Raw genomic sequence first — 16,650 nt, 5'->3', positions numbered from 1 at the left:
TAGCCGAGCGTCAGGCCTTGAGGCCAAACACCTCGGTCAGATGCTGCTCGTAACGCGCCACGTCGGCCTCGATGTTCGGGCGTTTCATCACGTCCACACAGAGGAACGTCGGCAGGCCGGTCATGCCGAGAAACTGGTTGGCCTTGTGGAACGGGAAGTACACGGCGTCCACGCCTTTGGCTTCGAAGAAGTCGGTCGGGTCATCGAACGCCTGCTGCGGTGCGTTCCAGGTCAGCGACAGCATGTATTGCTTGCCGTGGATCAGACCACCGCTGCCGTACTTCTGCGAGGAATCCGAACGGGTGCGACCGTCGCTGGCGTAGAGGCTGCCGTGGCCTTCGGTGAAGACTTCGTCGATGTACTTTTTCACGGTCCACGGTGCGCCCATCCACCAGCCCGGCATCTGATAAATGATCACGTCGGCCCAGAGGAATTTGGCGACCTCTTCAGCGACGTCGTAACCCTCGTCGATGAAGGTGGTCTTGACGTCGAGACCGCCACGATCCAGCACGCTCAACGCCGCTTCGTGCAGGGTGGTGTTGTAGCGACCGTCGGAGTGGGCGAATTTTTTACCGCCATTGAGCAACAGCACTTTTTTCATGGGAGAGCCTCGATCGGATTCCGATGCGCAGCGCAGAGCGCTGGATGGAGAAGTGGAAAAATGCAATGGCGGCAGATTAGCGATCCGTCTCGCGCGGAATAAGCACCGATGGCGCAAAAATCATTTGAGTAAAACGCACGAATCGATTGCCGATTGTTGCCGTAGGATTGGCCGCCATCTGAATCTGAGGAGTTTTTTGCGATGAGCGAACGCCAGGGCTTCATCCTGCACGCCAAGACCCGCCCGGAAAAAGCCGAGGCTTTCGAAGCGTTTTTCCGCGCCTACGTCGAGCCGAGCCGCGCCGAACCCGGCTGCATCGAGTACCACATGCTGCGCGACAAGGAAGACCCGACCCTGTTCATCTTCTACGAGATCTGGGAAAGCCAGGCGCATCTGGACGTGCACTCGAACCTGCCGCACATGCAGCAGTTCCTGGCCCAGCGCATGGAATACCTGGAGCGGGATTTCGATATCCGCCCGATTGAAATGCTCAGCGATTCGTCCGCTAACCGCTGATCAGCAGATGGGCGCCGAGCGCGCCCAGACCGATGAAAAACACCCGCTTGAACAGACTGGCACTGATGCGCTGGCGCAGCCATTGCCCGAGCAGCATGCCGAGCACTGCCGGGATCAGGGCCAGCAGCGAAGCACTCAGTTCCGCGCCGCCGAGCGACCCGCGCCAGAGTAATCCGCCGGCCAGCGCCAGGGTCGACACGGTGAAGGACAGCCCCAGCGCCTGCACCAGTTCATCGCGGCTCAAGCCCAGGGCCTGCATGTACGGGACGGCGGGAATCACGAACACCCCCGTCGCCGAAGTGATGACGCCGGTGATCACGCCACACACCGGCCCCAGCCATGGTTCATGGCGGCGACTGACACTCAGCGTCGGCAGGAACAATCCGCTCAACGCATAGAGCAACAGCGCCGCGCCAAGTCCGCGCACCACCCAATGCCCGCCTGCCATGCCGATCCACAAGGTGCCGATGGCCGTGCCGAGGAAGATCGCCAGCAGCATCGGCCACAAGCGTTTCACCAGCCCCTGCAAATGCCCGCCGAACGCCAGTTGCCAGACGTTGGTGAGGGTCGCCGGAATGATCAGCAACGCCGCAGCCTGCGACGGTGCCATAGCCAGACCGAGCAGCCCCATGGCGACGGTAGGCAGGCCGAGGCCGATCACGCCCTTGATCATGCCGGCGACGACGAAGGTCGTGATCACCAGCAATGACAGGGTCAGACCGAGGTTTTGATAGAAGTCTGCGAGTGCGTTCATGGCTACACTTTGCGCTTGTGCGGATGAACTGAAAATCTGTCATACACTGAGGCAGCCTCTCTCCAAACAAGAGGCTTAAATCTTCTGAAGCTGCTGGCCCCATCGCTAGCAGGCTAGCTCCCACAGATTTTGTGCTAGCCGCCGATCAATTGTGGGAGCGAGCCTGCTCGCGATTAGGCCAGCTCTGTCACTCTGCAAACTGAGGCTGTCCATGCACTTCGACCTCACCGACCTGCGCCTCTATTTGCACATCATCGACAGCGGCAACATCACCGCCGGCGCCGCACGCAGTCATCTGTCGCTGGCGGCGGCGAGCGCGCGTATCAGGGCAATGGAAGCTTCATTGGGTACCGAATTCCTCGAGCGCGGGCGCCGTGGTGTCACACCAACCCCGGCCGGCAAGGCCCTGGCGCAACATGCGCGGGTGTTGCTGCAACAGGCCGAACGTCTGCAACAGGATCTGGCCGAATATGCCCGCGGCGTCAGAGGCCAGGTGCGTCTGCTGTGTAACACCACGGCGCTCAGCGAATACCTGCCGGAGGTGCTGGCGGATTTCCTGCGTGAACATCCCAATCTCGACATCGATTTGCAGGAACTGCCCAGCGCTCGCATCACCCATGCCTTGCGTCAGGGCGCGGCGGATCTGGGCATTGTGTCCGACGCGATCGACACCACCGACTTGCAGACCCTAGCCTTTCGCGATGATCCGCTGGTGCTGATTCTGCCTTTGGAACATCCACTGTCTGACGCAACTGAAGTCAGTTTCAGCGACGCTCTGCGCCATGACTTTGTCGGGCTGCAGGCCGACAGCGCTTTGGCGATTTACCTGGAAGAGCAGGCGCTGCACAGCGGCTCGCGGATGCAGATCCGCATCCGCGCCGATGGCTTCGACGGGGTGATGCGCATGGTGGCCCGAGGTGCCGGCCTGGGCATCGTGCCGCTGGCGGCGGTTCAGCGCGCCGCGCCGCAAGCCTTCAAGACCCTGCCGATGAGCGAAGGCTGGGCCAGGCGCAAACTGTTGCTGTGCGCCCGCGACATCGCCGCGTTGCCGCCCTATGCCACAGCCTTGTTGCAAGCCTTGGCACTCCCGTAAACATGTTTTTTTCTTCGGCAAATTAAGCACAAGGAATAGCTTGCAAGGTACGTATACATACGTACTATATCGCCAGAGCGAACGTGTTGCCCGATACCCGTTTTCGCACAACGACAACGGACAAGGAAGAACGGATCGGCTCCATTAAACCTACATGGAATGAGGTGACGCGATGGTTGATTCAACGGAGTTTCGTAATGCAATGGCGATGCTGGGGAGTGCCGTCACCATCGTCACGACCGATGGCCCTGCGGGGCGTTTCGGCTTTACCGCGTCGGCGGTGTGCAGCGTGACGGATTCACCGCCCACGCTGCTGGTATGCGTCAATCGCTCGTCGTCCAATCACGAGCATTTCAAGACCAATGGCGTGCTGTGCGTGAACGTCCTGACCGGCGATCACCAGTCGACCTCCGGTGCGTTCGCCAATCGGCAGTTGAGCATGCAGGAGCGCTTTTCCAGCGTGAATTGCCAGACCCTCAAGACCGGTTCGCCGGTAATCGAGGAGGCGCTGGTCAGCCTCGATTGCCGAGTCAGCAAGGTCGACGAGGTCGGCACCCACAGCATCTTCTACTGTGAAATTCTCGAGCTGCAGCAACACAGCGAGGCCACGGAAGGCCTGGTCTATTTCAACCGCAGTTACTACCGTCTGAACGACGAACTGCGCCTGGCACCCGAGCAGTGATCCAGACACCCGCCGGCTTCGGCTGAAGCCTGCCGGCGGGTCATGACAGGGATGTAACCATGCTATTCAATGAAGACAACTTCGCGGATATCGACCTGAACCTGATCATCATTTTCCTGGTGCTGTTCCGCGAACGCAGCGTGTCCCGCACGGCCGAACGTCTGCACGTCAAACAACCCGCCATCAGCGGATCGCTGGCACGGCTGCGCAAGCGCTTCGATGATCCGTTGTTTCTGCGCTCGTCGAGAACCATGCGCCCGACCTCGAAAGCCGAGCAACTGGCGCAAGCGCTGACGCCGGCCATCAAGCAAATCGAAGCGGTGATCCGGCTCTGAAAAACCGGCGAAAAAAAACCTGCGGGGGTTCGCTTCCGCAGGTTTCATTTCATCAGGCCGACTTGAGCGCCTGAGCGTACTCGACCCGAGCCCAGAACGCTGGCAGAAAGCACTCGCTGACCAGCAGCGCCGAACCATTGCGGGTGAAACGCGAACGCCGCGCCAACAGACGTTCGGCTTGCGGCGCGTAGCGATAGGACAGCGCGGCCAACGGCGCACCGGGCGGCAGCAAGGCACATTGGAAGGGTTCGCGCAGGGTCTGCTCCGAGGTGTAGAGAATCTCGGCCAGCGGTCGACGGCCGTAGCCGTTCAGATCCGCCCAGTCGCCATTCAGCGCCGGCACGCTGGTCAGGCTGCGCGCCGTGACACATGCCTCGCCATCGAGCTTCATCACCACCTCACGCACCCAGCCAAGGGTGTTTGGCGGCACGTTCAGCGCTTGCGCTTCTTCAGGATTGAGCGGGCCATGGGACTGCTCGACGACTTCAATTGAATAATCGCCCATGGCTTTCAGACGTGGGGTCAATGCCCCGGGCAAAAACAGCCAGTGATGCTCGGAGCCGGTCAATTCCGACAGCGGTCGCGATGACCAGTAATGACTTGTATCCATACCCGCTCACACCTTCCTGGTGATGGTGAATTGTTGGTTGCCGTGGAAGGCCAACCCTTCACCGGCGGTGTCTGTCACTCGGCTCCGTTTTCTTCGGTCACTTCGTGTTTGCTGATGACGCTGATGGTCTGTTCATCGGTCTTGACCGCCGACAGCAGCGAGTCGAGCAGGCCCGGAAAACGCACGTCCATGTCTTCACGACGCAGGGACAGCAGGTTTTCCCGACCGTAAGGGCGCTGCCAAATCAGACCGCTGTCACGCAGAACCCGCCAGTGGTGGGTCATGGTCGACTTCGATGCACCCTTGAGGATCCGGCCGCACGGATGTTCCTGGCCATCGGCCAATACTTTCAACACGGTCAGGCGCAGCGGGCTTCCCAATGCGGACAGCACATTTTCCAGAAGGATCTGATCCTGATTGGGATGATTCGGGACGTTCATAGGTAGGTACCCTTGATGATATAGGCGGGAAAAATCCGTCTTGTATTCGTCTATACGAGAACAGTAAGACTATACACAAGATGTTTTTTCCCCGCGACAGCCGCCCCGGAGGCGGCGTCCCGCAAAACAACTACAAATCGCTGCTCTGCGCGGTCTCCAGCGCAGGCGCCTGGAACCCGCCGCCCAGCGCTGCCATCAACGAAACCGAGCTGTCGATGTGCTTGCTGTTGAGGAAGGCCAGGCGCATTTCGTCCTGAATCAATTGTTGCTCGATGTTAAGCGCATCGAGGAACGTGTCCTCCCCGGCCTTGTAGCGCGACTGCGACAGATCGTAGGACGACTGCGCAATTGCACAGGCATCGCGCTGCACGACGATCTGCTGCTCGAACGAACGCAACTGCGTCACCGAAATCGCCACCTCGTGCAGGGCCGAATTCAGCACCCGGTTGTACTGTGCGATGGAGCTGTCGAGTTCGGCATTGCCGGCCTTGAGATCCGAGCGCAGACGCCCGGCATCGAAGATCGGCAGCGACACCGTCGGCGCCACGTTCCAGAACTTGCTGACCCCGGCGAACAGCGCATCACCGGTCAATGCATGGGAACCCGCCGCTGCCACCAGATTGATGTTCGGGTAGAACGTGGTCTTCACCGCCTCGACGTTTTTAGTCTCGGCCTCCACGCGCCAACGTGCGGCGACGATGTCCGGACGGCGGCCCAATAGTTGGGCTGGCAATTGCGCCGGCAAGGCCACCACACTGGCTTGCAGATTCGATGGGCGCTCGAGCGTGTGCGCACGATCGACACCCTTGCCGATCAGCGCCGACAACTGCAGGCGGGCGATTTCGATGTCTTCGTTGGCGCCGATCAACGTCGATTCCGAACGCGCCTTGAGGCTCTGCACCTGCTTGAGTTGCGACAGGTTGTCGAGGCCCGAGCCGTAACGTGAATCCGTCAGGTCAACCAGTTTGCTCAAGCGTTCCAGATCCCGTTGATTGAGCTCCGAGACCTGCCACGCATACGCCAACTGGTTGTAAGCCTTGACCACGTTGACCGCCAGAATCAGCCGCGACGATTGCAGATCGACTTCCGCCGCTCGTGCGCTGTTGAGCGCGGATTCCCACGCGGCGCGCTGGCCGCCCCAGAGGTCGAAGGTGTAGCCGAAATTGACCGCCAGATTGCGTGCGGTGAAGTACTTGTGGCCCTCGCCGCTGTAGTCCTCGAAGCGCGACAGCCGACCGCGAGTGACACCCGCCGATGCGTCCATTTCCGGATAACGCTCGGCGTCGCGCAGGTCGAGAAATGCGTTGGCTTTCGCGACCCGGGCAGCGACTTCCTGCAAGTCCGGGTTGCTGGCGTACGCCTCTTCGATCAGAGCACCCAGACGTGGGTCGCCCAGCGATGTCCACCAGTCCGCACGCGGCCATTGGGCCGGCGGCAATTTGTCTTTCAGGCTGTCGGACGGCGCATCGCAGACCGCCAGCAATTTGCCCTGATGATCGATCCCGGCGTAGTTCACACAGCCCGCCGCCAACAGGATGGACGCCGCCAGCGGCGCCAGCATCAAACGTGTAATCGAATGCATGTCACGTCCTCACAGGATGGGTTGCGGCACGCCGGCCGGCTCGGCTTCGGGTGCGTGGCTCGGTTGCTTGATCGAACTGAGCAGCGTGTACACCGACGGCAGAATGAACAGGGTGAACAAGGTGCCGATCAGCATCCCCACCACAATCACCAGGCCCAGGCCGAAGCGGCTGTTGGCGCCGGCACCGCTGGCGAACAACAGCGGCGCGAGGCCGACCACCATGGCAGCGGTGGTCATCAGGATCGGCCGCAAACGCACCTGCGCGGCATGCTGAATGGCTTGCACGCGGTCCATGCCTTGCTGGCGCTGCAACTCGTTGGCGAACGCGACCATCAGGATCCCGTGCTTACTGATCAGACCGATCAGCGTGATCAGGCCGATCTGGGTGTAGATGTTCATCGACGTCATGCCCAGCGCCAGCGGCACCAGGGCCCCGCAGATCGACAACGGCACGCTGATCAGAATGATGAACGGGTCGCGGAAGCTCTCGTATTGCACGCTCAGCACCAGATAGATGATCACCAGGGCCAGGCCGAAGGTGAACGCCAGGCTGTTGCCTTCCTGCACGTATTGGCGTGCGTCGGACTGCCAGTCGAAACTGAAGCCGGCGGGGAAACCTTCCGATTGTTTTTGCAGGAAACCCACCGCATCACCCAAGGTCACGCCCGGCGCCGGAATGGCCTGGAACGTGGCGGAGTTCTGCTGGTTGAACTGGGTCAGGCGATTCGGCTCGACCTTGACGCTGAGAGTGGCCAGTGTCGACAGCGGCACCGGATTGCCCTTCTGGTCCTTCACGTAATACAGCTTCAGGGTTTCCGGAGTCAGGCGATCCGCCGACACCGACTGCGGGATCACGTCGTAGGAGCGACCATGGAACGAGAACCGGTTGACGTACTTCTCACCGATCAGGCTGTTCAGCGTTTCGCCGATGTCCTGCATGCGGATGCCCAAGGCGTTGGCCTTGGCCCGGTCGACCTGGATTTCCACCACCGGGTTGTTGAAGTCCAGATCACTGTCGACCACCGCGAACAGACCGCTGGCCTGCGCGGCTTGCTTGAGCTGATCCATCACGTTGTACAGCGCCAGGTATTCCTGATCGCTGCGGATCACCATCTGCACCGGCAGACCACCAGTGGAGCCCGGCAGCGGCGGCATCTGGAACACGAAAATGCTCGTGCCTTCGATCTGGTTCACCCGCGCCTGCAAGTCAGGCTGGATGGTGTTGGCATCGCGGCCGCGCTTTTCCCAGTCCACCAGGTTGATCCCGCCGACGCTGTTGGACAGACCGTCGGAACCGTTCGCCACCCAGTTGCTGTAACCCTCGGGGATTTCGTTGAAGGTCTTGTACAGCTCGTGGGCGTAGGCCTCGAGGTAATTCAGGTTGGCGTGCTGCGGCGCCTTGATCGCGGTCAGCAGGATGTTCTGGTCTTCCAGCGGCGCCAGTTCGGTCTGCGCCGAGCGATAGAGGAACGGCAGGCTGAAGAAGATCACCAGCGCCACGCTCAGGCTGATCCAGCGCCGCGCCAGCGAACCGCCGAGCAGCGCGCCATAACGACGGGACAGGTACTGGAAGAATCGATCTGCCTTGACCGCCATGAAGCCTTCGCTGGTCTTCGCGTCCAGCAGACGGGTACTCATGATCGGCGACAGGGTCAGCGCGACGATGCCGGAAATCACCACGGCGCCGGCCAGGGTCAGGGCGAACTCCTTGAACAGCGTGCCGGTGAGGCCGCCCATCAAGCCAATTGGCGCGTACACCGCCGCCAGGGTGAAGGTCATCGCCACCACAGGACCGGCCACTTCGCGCGCGCCGATCAGCGCCGCTTCGAACGGGCTCTTGCCCTCTTCGATGTGACGGTGGACGTTCTCCACCACGACGATGGCGTCGTCCACCACCAACCCGATGGCCAAAACCATCGCCAGCAAGGTCAGCAGATTGAGGCTGAAGCCGAACATCTGCATCAGCATCGCTGCGCCGAGCATCGACAGCGGAATCGTCACCAGCGGAATCAGCACAGTGCGGAACGTGCCCAGGCACAGGTAAATCACCAGCACCACGATCACCAGCGCTTCGAGCAGGGTGTAGCTCACCTCGTCGATCGACGACTGAATGAAGTGCGCCACTTCGAACGGGATCTGCACGGTCACGCCCGGTGGCAGGGTTTCCTGGATCTGCGGCAGCAATTCGCGCACGCGTTTGACGATCACCAGCGGGTTGCCGGTCGGTGCGGCGTCCAGGCCAAGGAACAGCGCCGGTACGTCGCTCATCGCGCCGCTGGTGTCGGTGGAGGCTGCGTTCAACTCCACGGTGCCGACGTCACGCACACGGATGATGTGGCCGTTGTCGTTGCGCAGCACCATGTCGCGGAAATCTTCGACGCTGTTCAGGTCGGTGTTGACCCGCAGGTTGCTGACCACGTACAGGCCCTTGACCTGACCCGGCGCCGCCTGGAAGTTGTTGCCCTCGATGGCTGCCGACACGTCCTGCCCGGTCATGCCGTAACCGGCCAGACGCTGCGGATCGAGCCACAGGCGCATGGACAGTTTCTGCTCGCCCATGATGTTGATCTTGGCCACGCCTTCGATGCCGGCGAACATCGGTTCCACGACGCGGGAGATGTAATCCGACATCTCTGGAATGGTCAGGTTGGAACTGGCGAACGCGACGTAGGCCACGCTGGTGAATCCGCCGGACGTGCGCTCCACCACCGGGTCGTACGCGTCCTTCGGCAAGCGGTATTTGATCTGGTTGACCTTGGCCATGACCTCGGTCAGCGCCGCGATGGAGTCACTGTTGAGCGCCATGCGGATCGTCACCTGGCTGCGGCCCTGGGTCGAGGCTGACGACAGATAGTCGATGCCCTCGACCGAGGCCACGGCCTGGCTGATCGGCTGCGTGACGAAGCCTTGCATCAGTTCCGAAGAGGCGCCGGGGTACTGGGTCGTAACCGTGATGGTCGACGTTTCCAGCATCGGGTACTGGCGGATCGGCAGGTTCATCAGCGCGCGCACCCCGAACAGCAGGATCAGCGTGCTGACCACCACGGCCAGCACCGGGCGGCGAAGAAAGAGGTCGGTGAAATTCATTTTTCCAGCCCACTGAGTTTAAGAGCAATCGTGTCAGGGACACCTTCCACCGCCACGCCGTCGTGGAGTTTGAGCTGACCGGACGTCACCACTTGCACGCCTTCGGTCAGGCCCTTGTCGACCACCGCCCAGCCATCGCGGCGCTCGCCGACCTTGATGCTTTCGCGCTTGACCTTCTGCACGCCGGCCTCGTCGGTGTAGACCGAGAACACGCTTTCGCCGTAGGCGTTGTAGGTGATCGCGGTTTCCGGAATCAGCAGCTCGGCGGTCTGCGGCAGGGTCACCGAGACCCGTGCATACATGCCGGGACGCAGGCGTTTTTGCGTGTCGGTGATGACCGCTTGCACATTGATGGTGTGGGACTGGTTGATCTGCGGATCGACCGCGACGATCTTGCCGGCGAAGGTCACATCACCCCAGGCATCGACCTTGGCCTGCACGGTCTGGCCCAGTTGCACTTGCGAGCCATCGCGCTCGGCGAGGGTGAAGTTGACGCGCAGCACGCCCGGATCGGTCAGGGTTGCCACCGCGCTGCCGGCCTGCAGGTATTGGCCCAGGTGCGCCTGGCGAATGCCGAGGGTGCCGGCGAACGGCGCGCGGATATGGCGTTGAGCGATCTGCGCCTGCATGCGCTCCATGTCGCCTTTGGCCGCGTCGTATTGAGCGCGGGCACTGTCGAAGGCGCGACGACTTTCGGCGCCGGTCTTGGCCAGTTCCTGGACCCGGGCGAACTGGGCTTTGGCCGATTCGTACTCGCCTTTCAGGCGCACCAGTTCGCCTTGCTCCGGCGCGTCGTTGAGCTTGAGCAGCACTTGCCCCGCCTTCACTTCATCGCCGGATTCGAAATCGATGTCCACCACTTTGCCGCTGACTTCAGCCGACACCAGCACCTGACGCTGGGCCTCGAGTTTGCCGATGGCCTCGAGGTAGTAGGTGTAAGGCTGCTTTTTGACCACGGCCAGACCGACCCGGGTGCTGGGGATCCGTTGCTCGGCCGCCGCCGGTGGCGGCGACCAGAAACGCCAGCCCAGTGCAGCGGACAACACCACCACAAGAACAATAAAGATCAGCGACTTGATAATGTTTCGAGCAAGCATGTGGCACTCCCTTGACTCTTTGCTGCGAGCACAAAAGTTTGAGTTTTAAGAAAATAAAGGTGCAACTAAAGACGGGCGCGTTATCGATCCCTGTGAACTTTCACTTGTAAACGCGCCCGCTTTATTTATCCGCTGTTACGCCGCGGCCAGTACGTTGGTTTTATCCAGGTAATACTTGCCGATACCATGCAAGTTCAAAGGCGACAACGTGAAGTGCTTCGAACCGGTGTGAATATCGCGGAAGCAACGCTCCAGGAAGTGCGACTTGTAGACGGCTTTGGAACCGGCCATCGAGTAGATCTGGTTGACCGCATTGACCGAGTTCTCGGTCAGCACCGAGGCGGCCAGGCCGACGCGGGCGCTGACCGGTTCGCCGACGGTTTCACCCCGGTTGATGACCTGGTGGATCGCATCTTCCAGCAGCAGTTGTGCGGTATGCACCGAGGAGATGGCGCGACCGGTCTTCTCGAAGATCACCCCTTCCAGGCCCGGGTCGGTGTTCACGGCGCGGTCATTGCGGAAATGATCGACCGCCGCTCGGGCCACGCCGAGCACGGTGGACATCGCCGCCAAGGTGCCGAACTCGTAGTAACCGGTGGCATAGGCCCGGGAATTGCGCGCTTCGGGGGATTGCTTGAGGGTTTCGACATCCAGCGAGAAAGACTTGTGGACGATCACGTTGGAGCACTGGAAGTGATGGCTGCCGGTGCCGCGCATGCCCAGGGTGTCCCAGGTCGGCAGGATGGTGCACTGGCTGGCGGGCACGAAGAACATCCGCACTTCCGGATTAGTGTTGTTTTCAGTGCCTTTGACGGTCGCGGTGCAGACCAGCCAGTCGGCGTGGGCCGAGCCGCTGGCGAACGCCCATTTGCCGCTCAGCAGGTACTCGTCGCCCATCGGCAGCGCTTCGCCGCCGGAGTGAATGGCGCCGATCACAAAACCGTCGCAGTGGTTGTAGATCGCTTCGGAGGTGGCTTCCGGCAGGTAGTCCGACAGGCGCCCCATCGCCACTTGCACCGCCAGCTGCCAGGACAGCGAGGCGTCAAACCGGGCGAACTCCAGCAGCAGGGCCGAGGTGGTCTGGATATCGACCTGGGACCCGCCGAACGCCTTGGACACCGAGGTCCGGCCAAAACCTTCCTTGAAGAATCGGGACATCACATCCTTGTGCGTCGCATTGGTCTGCTCGCTGTAATCGCGGTGCTGAATAATCAGCGGATTCAGTGCACGCACCTTCTCGAGCCATTCATTGGATTCGGAGGGAAGGCTGTTCCATTGCATTAGATTTTTCATAACGGCTCCTAGCTATTATTTATTTACGATCAGCAGACGAAAAAACAGACAGAACTTTTATTGTTGTTAAACCCCGATAAAAATGTACGTCTACAGTCGTACATTTTACAAGCACTATTATCAGACTTCTTTCATTTCCCAATAAAAGAGCAATCACTGTCCGACAATAACGCAAGGCGCAAAAGGCCAACGTAACTTGCGCACAAGTTACGTTGCTTGAAACTTTTGGATTACTTCACGCCGGCACGCCGGTCACTGACTTTCGACAGCGAGGCCCAGTCCTGATCGGCCTGACCATGGGCCATGCCGTCCAGAAGGTTGTCCTTCAACACGCTGGCAAACGGCAGCGGCACCTGCGCCGCTTCACCAGCTTCCAGCGCCAGGCGTACGTCCTTGAGACCCAGCGACAACTTGAAACCGGCCGGCTCGAATGTTTCATCGACCATCAGCTTGCCGTAGCCCTGATAGACCGGCACGGCAAACAGGGTCGAGGTGATCATCTCGATGAACGCCTCGCGACGGATGCCATAGCCGCCGGCCAGGGTCGAGGCTTCGGCCATGGATTCGATTGCCGAGGCGATCATCAGGTTGGCCGACAGTTTGGCAGCGCAGGCCACCTCGGCCGTGTCGCCCAGCGTCCAGGTCTTGCGCCCCAGCACATCGAACAACGGCTGTACCCGAGCCAGCGTTTCGGCGGGCCCGGAGGCGAGAATGTTCAGATTGCCGGCAGCCGCCACATCGACACGCCCCAGTACCGGTGCCGACACGTAACCGACGCCGCGTGCTTCATGCACGGCCGCCAGTTCCCTGGCCAGCGCCACGGACACCGTGGACATGTTGACGTGAACGCTGCCGGCCCGCAGACCGTCCAGCGCCTTGGCGTCGAAGAACACCGAGCGGATTGCCGTGTCATCGCCGAGCATCGAGATCAGCACCTCGGCCTGGGCCGCCAGCGCCGGTGTCTCGACAGCTTCGGCGCCGGCCGCGGCCAGTGCCTCCAGTGGTGCCGTCGAACGATTCCACACGCGGACCCGATGCCCGGCTTTCAGCAGGTTCAGCACCATCGGTGCGCCCATCGTGCCCAGACCGATAAATCCCAGTTCCATGTCGCGTTCCTCTCTCGATGAGGTGTTCAAAGCCGTTCAGACGATGATGCAGAATTGCGATTGTACGTGTACAGGCGTACATTTCAAGTGCCGCGACGATTCATTCTTCGCGGCGAGGGTTTCAAACACACCTTTACCCAAGGCAAGGAGGCTTTATGCAATTCGGGATCTACACCGTTGGCGACGTCACACAAGACCCTACCAACGCCCGTACCCCCAGCGAATCCGAGCGCATCCAGGCCACCCTGCAAATTGCGCAGAAGGCCGAAGACATCGGACTGGACGTGTTCGCCACCGGCGAGCACCACAATCCTCCGTTCATCACCTCCTCTCCCACCACGCTGCTGGCCTACATCGCAGCCAAGACCCAACGCATCATTCTCTCGACGTCCACCACCCTGATCAGCACCAACGATCCGGTGCGCCTGGCCGAAGAATATTCGCTGCTGCAAAACCTCTGCGGCGGGCGCATGGACCTGATGCTCGGCCGGGGCAACACCGCACCGGTCTATCCCTGGTTCGGCAAAAGCATCGCCGACGGCCTGCCACTGGCGATGGAGAACTATCGCCTGCTGCACCGGCTCTGGCGCGAAGAAGACCTCAACTGGAGCGGACGCTTTCGCACTCCGCTGAAAAATTTCACCTCGATCCCCAGGCCCCTCGATGACCTGCCGCCCTTCGTCTGGCACGGCTCGATCCGCACCCCGGAAATCGCCGAGCAGGCCGCTTATTACGGCGACGGTTTTTTCGCCAGCCACATCCTCTGGCCCCGTGAGCACTTCATGGCGCTGGTCGAGTTCTACCGCGCGCGGTTTGCCCATTACGGTCACGGCACGCCGGAGCAGGCGATCGTCGGCCTCGGCGGGCATATTTTCATGCGTCGCAACTCCCAGGATGCGCGCCGTGAATTCCGTCCCTACTTCGACAACGCCCCGGTGTACGGCCATGGCCCGTCGCTGGAAGAGTTCATGGAAATGACCCCACTAGCCGTCGGCAGCCCTCAGGAAATCATCGACAAGACCCTGACCTTCCGCGAGTACTTCGGCGACTACCAGCGCCAGCTGTTCCTGTTCGACCATGGCGGCATTCCGCTGAAAACCGTGCTGGAACAACTCGACATGTTCGGCAAGGAAGTCTTGCCGGTGCTGCGTGAGGAAACCCGCAAACGCCGTTCGCCGCTGGCGGCCGAAGCGCCGACGCACGCCAATCGCCTGGCCCGTTTGCAAACCCCGTCGGCCGATCCACGCGCCACGGTCAAAGCTGCCCAACTCGACAGCGTGACCGGCCACTGACCCTGTGGGAGCGAGCCTGCTCGCGATTGCTGACTTACATTCAACACTTTCAGTGAATGTTAAGCCCTCATCGCGAGCAGGCTCGCTCCCACATTGGATCAGGCAGCGCCTTTCAACGGGCGCTGCGCATCCATCGCCACCACCACGTCATCGTGAATCAAACGGGCCAGATACTGACCGTAACCGGTCTTGCTCATGCTGCCCGCATGCACCAGCAACTGCGCGTCGTCGATCCAGCCCTTGTGGTAGGCGATTTCTTCGAGGCAAGCGATTTTCAGGCCCTGGCGTTTCTCGATGGCCTGCACGAAATTGCCGGCCTCCATCAACGCATCGTGGGTGCCGGTATCCAGCCACGCCATGCCACGCCCCATCACCGACACGTTCAATTTGCCGCGTTGCAGATAGACGTTGTTGACGTCAGTGATCTCCAGCTCGCCGCGCGGCGACGGCTTGATGTCGGCGGCAATCTGCAGCACTTCGTTGTCGTAGAAATACAGGCCGGTGACGGCGTAGTTGGACTTTGGATCGCTCGGTTTTTCGCAGATGCTCAGGGCCTTGCCGGTAGCATCGAATTCCACCACGCCAAAGCGCTCGGGATCGGCCACGTAGTAACCGAACACCGTCGCGCCGTCATCACGCGCCGCCGCTTGCAGCAGGGTTTCACCGAAGCCGGCACCGTAGAAAATGTTGTCGCCGAGCACCAGGCAGACGTTGTCTTCACCGACGAATTCGCGACCAATGATGAACGCCTGGGCGAGGCCGTCCGGGCTCGGTTGCACCGCGTAGCTCAGGCTCAGGCCCAACTGGCTGCCGTCGCCGAGCATGCGCTGAAAGCCCGGCAGATCTTCCGGGGTGGAGATGATCAGGATCTCGCGGATTTCCGCCAGCATCAGCACCGACAGCGGGTAGTAGATCATCGGTTTGTCATACACCGGCAGCGACTGTTTCGAGACGCCCAGGGTGATCGGGTGCAGACGCGAACCGGCGCCGCCCGCCAGCAGAATTCCTTTGTACTTGGCCATGCTTTTTTCCTTTCAAGCAGTGAGATTTGAATGACTGAATGTTCAGGCCACGAGGGCTTCGTCGCGTTGCTCGCCGAGGCGCTCCAGCGCGTAGGCACCGGACATCACCCGCACCCACCAGGCACGGTTATCCAGATACCAGTCGACAGTTTTCTGCATGCCGCTTTCGAAGGTTTCCTGCGGCGTCCAACCCAGCGTCGCGTGGATTTTTCCGGCATCGACGGCATAGCGTTTGTCGTGGCCCGGACGATCCTTGACGAAGGTGATCAGGTCGCGGAAGTACGCGACGCCCGGCGGTTTTTCCGCACCGCGCGCCTCGAGCAAATCGCACAGGGTGTGCACCACTTGCAGGTTGGTCTTCTCGTTGTGGCCGCCGATGTTGTAGGTCTGCCCGACCTCACCGCGAGTGACCACCGCGTACAGGGCGCGGGCGTGATCTTCGACGAACAGCCAGTCGCGGATTTGTGCGCCATCGCCGTACACCGGCAACGGCTTGCCTTGCAGCGCATTGAGAATGACGTGGGGAATCAGTTTTTCCGGGAAGTGATACGGCCCGTAATTGTTCGAGCAATTGCTCATCACCACCGGCAGGCCGAAAGTGCGATGCCAGGCGCGGACCAGATGATCGGAACCGGCCTTGGTCGCCGAGTACGGCGAGCTTGGCGCATACGGCGTGCGCTCGGTGAACGCCGGATCTTCGGGTTCCAAGTCGCCATACACCTCATCGGTGGAAATGTGATGGAAACGGAACGCCGCCTGACGCGCCGCATCCAGTCGGTTCCAGTAACCACGCGCCGCTTCGAGCAGGGTGTAGGTGCCGACGATATTGGTTTCGATGAAGGCTTGCGGGCCATCTATCGAGCGGTCCACGTGGGACTCGGCGGCCAGATGCATCACCGCATCCGGTTGCAGCCGTGCGAACAGTTCGTCCAGCGCCGGTTTGTCGCAGATGTCGACCTGGCAGAAACGGTAACGCGGCGAATCGGACACCTCAGCCAGAGATTCAAGGTTGCCGGCGTAGGTCAGTTTGTCGACGTTGATCACTTCACATTCGGTCTCTTCAATCAGAAACCGCACCACGGCCGAGCCAATGAAGCCCGCGCCCCCTGTCACTAAAATTTTCATCAGCGCCTCCCCTGG

The 16,650-nt window shown here is 61.0% G+C and carries 16 protein-coding genes; 5 read left to right on the top strand and 11 right to left on the bottom strand.

Going from position 1 to position 16,650, the window contains the following annotated elements; genetic code table 11:
* Positions 1–10 precede the first annotated feature (10 nt).
* A complete protein-coding gene (locus CAF76_RS14255; protein ID WP_085647634.1) occupies positions 11–601 on the bottom strand; it encodes an NAD(P)H-dependent oxidoreductase in 591 nt (196 codons plus the stop codon).
* 201 nt (positions 602–802) lie between these two features.
* Between CAF76_RS14255 and CAF76_RS14250 the strand changes: the two genes are divergently transcribed.
* Positions 803–1,117, top strand: a complete 315-nt coding sequence (locus CAF76_RS14250; protein ID WP_064593306.1) for a putative quinol monooxygenase — start codon at positions 803–805, stop codon at positions 1,115–1,117.
* Here CAF76_RS14250 and CAF76_RS14245 read toward each other — a convergent pair.
* Complete coding sequence (locus tag CAF76_RS14245) at positions 1,107–1,871, bottom strand: sulfite exporter TauE/SafE family protein (RefSeq protein ID WP_085647633.1); 765 nt, start codon at positions 1,869–1,871, stop codon at positions 1,107–1,109. The genes CAF76_RS14250 and CAF76_RS14245 overlap by 11 nt on opposite strands.
* A 211-nt stretch (positions 1,872–2,082) precedes the next feature.
* Between CAF76_RS14245 and CAF76_RS14240 the strand changes: the two genes are divergently transcribed.
* From CAF76_RS14240 to CAF76_RS14230, 3 genes are all read left to right on the top strand, one after another.
* Positions 2,083–2,964: a LysR substrate-binding domain-containing protein gene (locus CAF76_RS14240; protein WP_064593304.1), complete on the top strand. Its 882-nt coding sequence runs from the start codon at positions 2,083–2,085 to the stop codon at positions 2,962–2,964.
* A gap of 172 nt (positions 2,965–3,136) precedes the next feature.
* Positions 3,137–3,646, top strand: a complete 510-nt coding sequence (locus tag CAF76_RS14235) for a flavin reductase (RefSeq protein WP_007953834.1) — start codon at positions 3,137–3,139, stop codon at positions 3,644–3,646.
* A 59-nt stretch (positions 3,647–3,705) separates the two neighbouring features.
* Positions 3,706–3,981, top strand: coding sequence for a LysR family transcriptional regulator (locus CAF76_RS14230; protein WP_007953837.1), 276 nt, complete (start codon positions 3,706–3,708; stop codon positions 3,979–3,981).
* A 52-nt stretch (positions 3,982–4,033) separates the two neighbouring features.
* Here the strand turns inward: CAF76_RS14230 and CAF76_RS14225 are convergent, their stop codons facing one another.
* From CAF76_RS14225 to CAF76_RS14195, 7 genes are all read right to left on the bottom strand, one after another.
* Positions 4,034–4,591, bottom strand: a complete 558-nt coding sequence (locus CAF76_RS14225; protein WP_085647632.1) for a chorismate lyase — start codon at positions 4,589–4,591, stop codon at positions 4,034–4,036.
* Between the two features lie 74 nt (positions 4,592–4,665).
* Positions 4,666–5,031 carry a helix-turn-helix transcriptional regulator gene (locus tag CAF76_RS14220; RefSeq protein ID WP_074691998.1) on the bottom strand — a complete coding sequence of 122 codons (366 nt, stop codon included), beginning with the start codon at positions 5,029–5,031 and terminating at the stop codon, positions 4,666–4,668.
* Positions 5,032–5,161: 130 nt separating this feature from the next.
* A complete protein-coding gene (locus CAF76_RS14215) occupies positions 5,162–6,613 on the bottom strand; it encodes an efflux transporter outer membrane subunit (RefSeq protein WP_085647631.1) in 1,452 nt (483 codons plus the stop codon).
* Positions 6,614–6,622: 9 nt separating this feature from the next.
* Complete coding sequence (locus CAF76_RS14210) at positions 6,623–9,700, bottom strand: MexW/MexI family multidrug efflux RND transporter permease subunit (RefSeq protein WP_011332346.1); 3,078 nt, start codon at positions 9,698–9,700, stop codon at positions 6,623–6,625.
* Positions 9,697–10,797 (bottom strand): efflux RND transporter periplasmic adaptor subunit, encoded by a 1,101-nt coding sequence (locus CAF76_RS14205; protein ID WP_039772925.1) that lies wholly within the window; start codon positions 10,795–10,797, stop codon positions 9,697–9,699. The genes CAF76_RS14210 and CAF76_RS14205 overlap by 4 nt, the downstream gene beginning before the upstream one ends.
* A 135-nt stretch (positions 10,798–10,932) precedes the next feature.
* Complete coding sequence (locus CAF76_RS14200) at positions 10,933–12,090, bottom strand: oxidoreductase (RefSeq protein WP_085647630.1); 1,158 nt, start codon at positions 12,088–12,090, stop codon at positions 10,933–10,935.
* A gap of 230 nt (positions 12,091–12,320) precedes the next feature.
* Entirely contained in the window at positions 12,321–13,226 is a 906-nt protein-coding gene (locus CAF76_RS14195) for an NAD(P)-dependent oxidoreductase (RefSeq protein ID WP_256579615.1), read from the bottom strand.
* Between the two features lie 125 nt (positions 13,227–13,351).
* Between CAF76_RS14195 and CAF76_RS14190 the strand changes: the two genes are divergently transcribed.
* Positions 13,352–14,488: an LLM class flavin-dependent oxidoreductase gene (locus CAF76_RS14190; RefSeq protein WP_039772929.1), complete on the top strand. Its 1,137-nt coding sequence runs from the start codon at positions 13,352–13,354 to the stop codon at positions 14,486–14,488.
* Positions 14,489–14,586: 98 nt separating this feature from the next.
* Here CAF76_RS14190 and rfbA read toward each other — a convergent pair whose 3' ends face one another.
* Both rfbA and rfbB read right to left on the bottom strand, forming a co-directional pair.
* A complete protein-coding gene (gene rfbA / locus CAF76_RS14185; RefSeq protein ID WP_064593297.1) occupies positions 14,587–15,510 on the bottom strand; it encodes a glucose-1-phosphate thymidylyltransferase RfbA in 924 nt (307 codons plus the stop codon).
* Between the two features lie 42 nt (positions 15,511–15,552).
* On the bottom strand, positions 15,553–16,635 hold the full coding sequence (gene rfbB, locus CAF76_RS14180; RefSeq protein ID WP_085647628.1) for a dTDP-glucose 4,6-dehydratase: 1,083 nt from the start codon (positions 16,633–16,635) through the stop codon (positions 15,553–15,555).
* Positions 16,636–16,650 lie beyond the last annotated feature (15 nt).

The organism is Pseudomonas sp. B40(2017), assembly GCF_002112855.1.
Taxonomy (GTDB): Bacteria; Pseudomonadota; Gammaproteobacteria; order Pseudomonadales; family Pseudomonadaceae; genus Aquipseudomonas; species Aquipseudomonas pharyngis.
Note: the sequence above shows the minus strand (reverse complement) of the source record. Positions and strands in the feature narration are given on the sequence as shown.

What these genes read in the sequence shown, in the direction of transcription:
- CAF76_RS14210 (WP_011332346.1), bottom strand. Translation starts at nt 9,700, where the DNA reads ATGAATTTCACCGACCTCTTTCTTCGCCGCCCGGTGCTGGCCGTGGTG.
- CAF76_RS14230 (WP_007953837.1), top strand. Translation starts at nt 3,706, where the DNA reads ATGCTATTCAATGAAGACAACTTCGCGGATATCGACCTGAACCTGATC.
- rfbB (WP_085647628.1), bottom strand. Translation starts at nt 16,635, where the DNA reads ATGAAAATTTTAGTGACAGGGGGCGCGGGCTTCATTGGCTCGGCCGTG.
- CAF76_RS14200 (WP_085647630.1), bottom strand. Translation starts at nt 12,090, where the DNA reads ATGAAAAATCTAATGCAATGGAACAGCCTTCCCTCCGAATCCAATGAA.
- CAF76_RS14245 (WP_085647633.1), bottom strand. Translation starts at nt 1,871, where the DNA reads ATGAACGCACTCGCAGACTTCTATCAAAACCTCGGTCTGACCCTGTCA.
- CAF76_RS14220 (WP_074691998.1), bottom strand. Translation starts at nt 5,031, where the DNA reads ATGAACGTCCCGAATCATCCCAATCAGGATCAGATCCTTCTGGAAAAT.
- CAF76_RS14255 (WP_085647634.1), bottom strand. Translation starts at nt 601, where the DNA reads ATGAAAAAAGTGCTGTTGCTCAATGGCGGTAAAAAATTCGCCCACTCC.
- CAF76_RS14190 (WP_039772929.1), top strand. Translation starts at nt 13,352, where the DNA reads ATGCAATTCGGGATCTACACCGTTGGCGACGTCACACAAGACCCTACC.
- rfbA (WP_064593297.1), bottom strand. Translation starts at nt 15,510, where the DNA reads ATGGCCAAGTACAAAGGAATTCTGCTGGCGGGCGGCGCCGGTTCGCGT.
- CAF76_RS14205 (WP_039772925.1), bottom strand. Translation starts at nt 10,797, where the DNA reads ATGCTTGCTCGAAACATTATCAAGTCGCTGATCTTTATTGTTCTTGTG.
- CAF76_RS14240 (WP_064593304.1), top strand. Translation starts at nt 2,083, where the DNA reads ATGCACTTCGACCTCACCGACCTGCGCCTCTATTTGCACATCATCGAC.
- CAF76_RS14215 (WP_085647631.1), bottom strand. Translation starts at nt 6,613, where the DNA reads ATGCATTCGATTACACGTTTGATGCTGGCGCCGCTGGCGGCGTCCATC.
- CAF76_RS14235 (WP_007953834.1), top strand. Translation starts at nt 3,137, where the DNA reads ATGGTTGATTCAACGGAGTTTCGTAATGCAATGGCGATGCTGGGGAGT.
- CAF76_RS14225 (WP_085647632.1), bottom strand. Translation starts at nt 4,591, where the DNA reads ATGGATACAAGTCATTACTGGTCATCGCGACCGCTGTCGGAATTGACC.
- CAF76_RS14250 (WP_064593306.1), top strand. Translation starts at nt 803, where the DNA reads ATGAGCGAACGCCAGGGCTTCATCCTGCACGCCAAGACCCGCCCGGAA.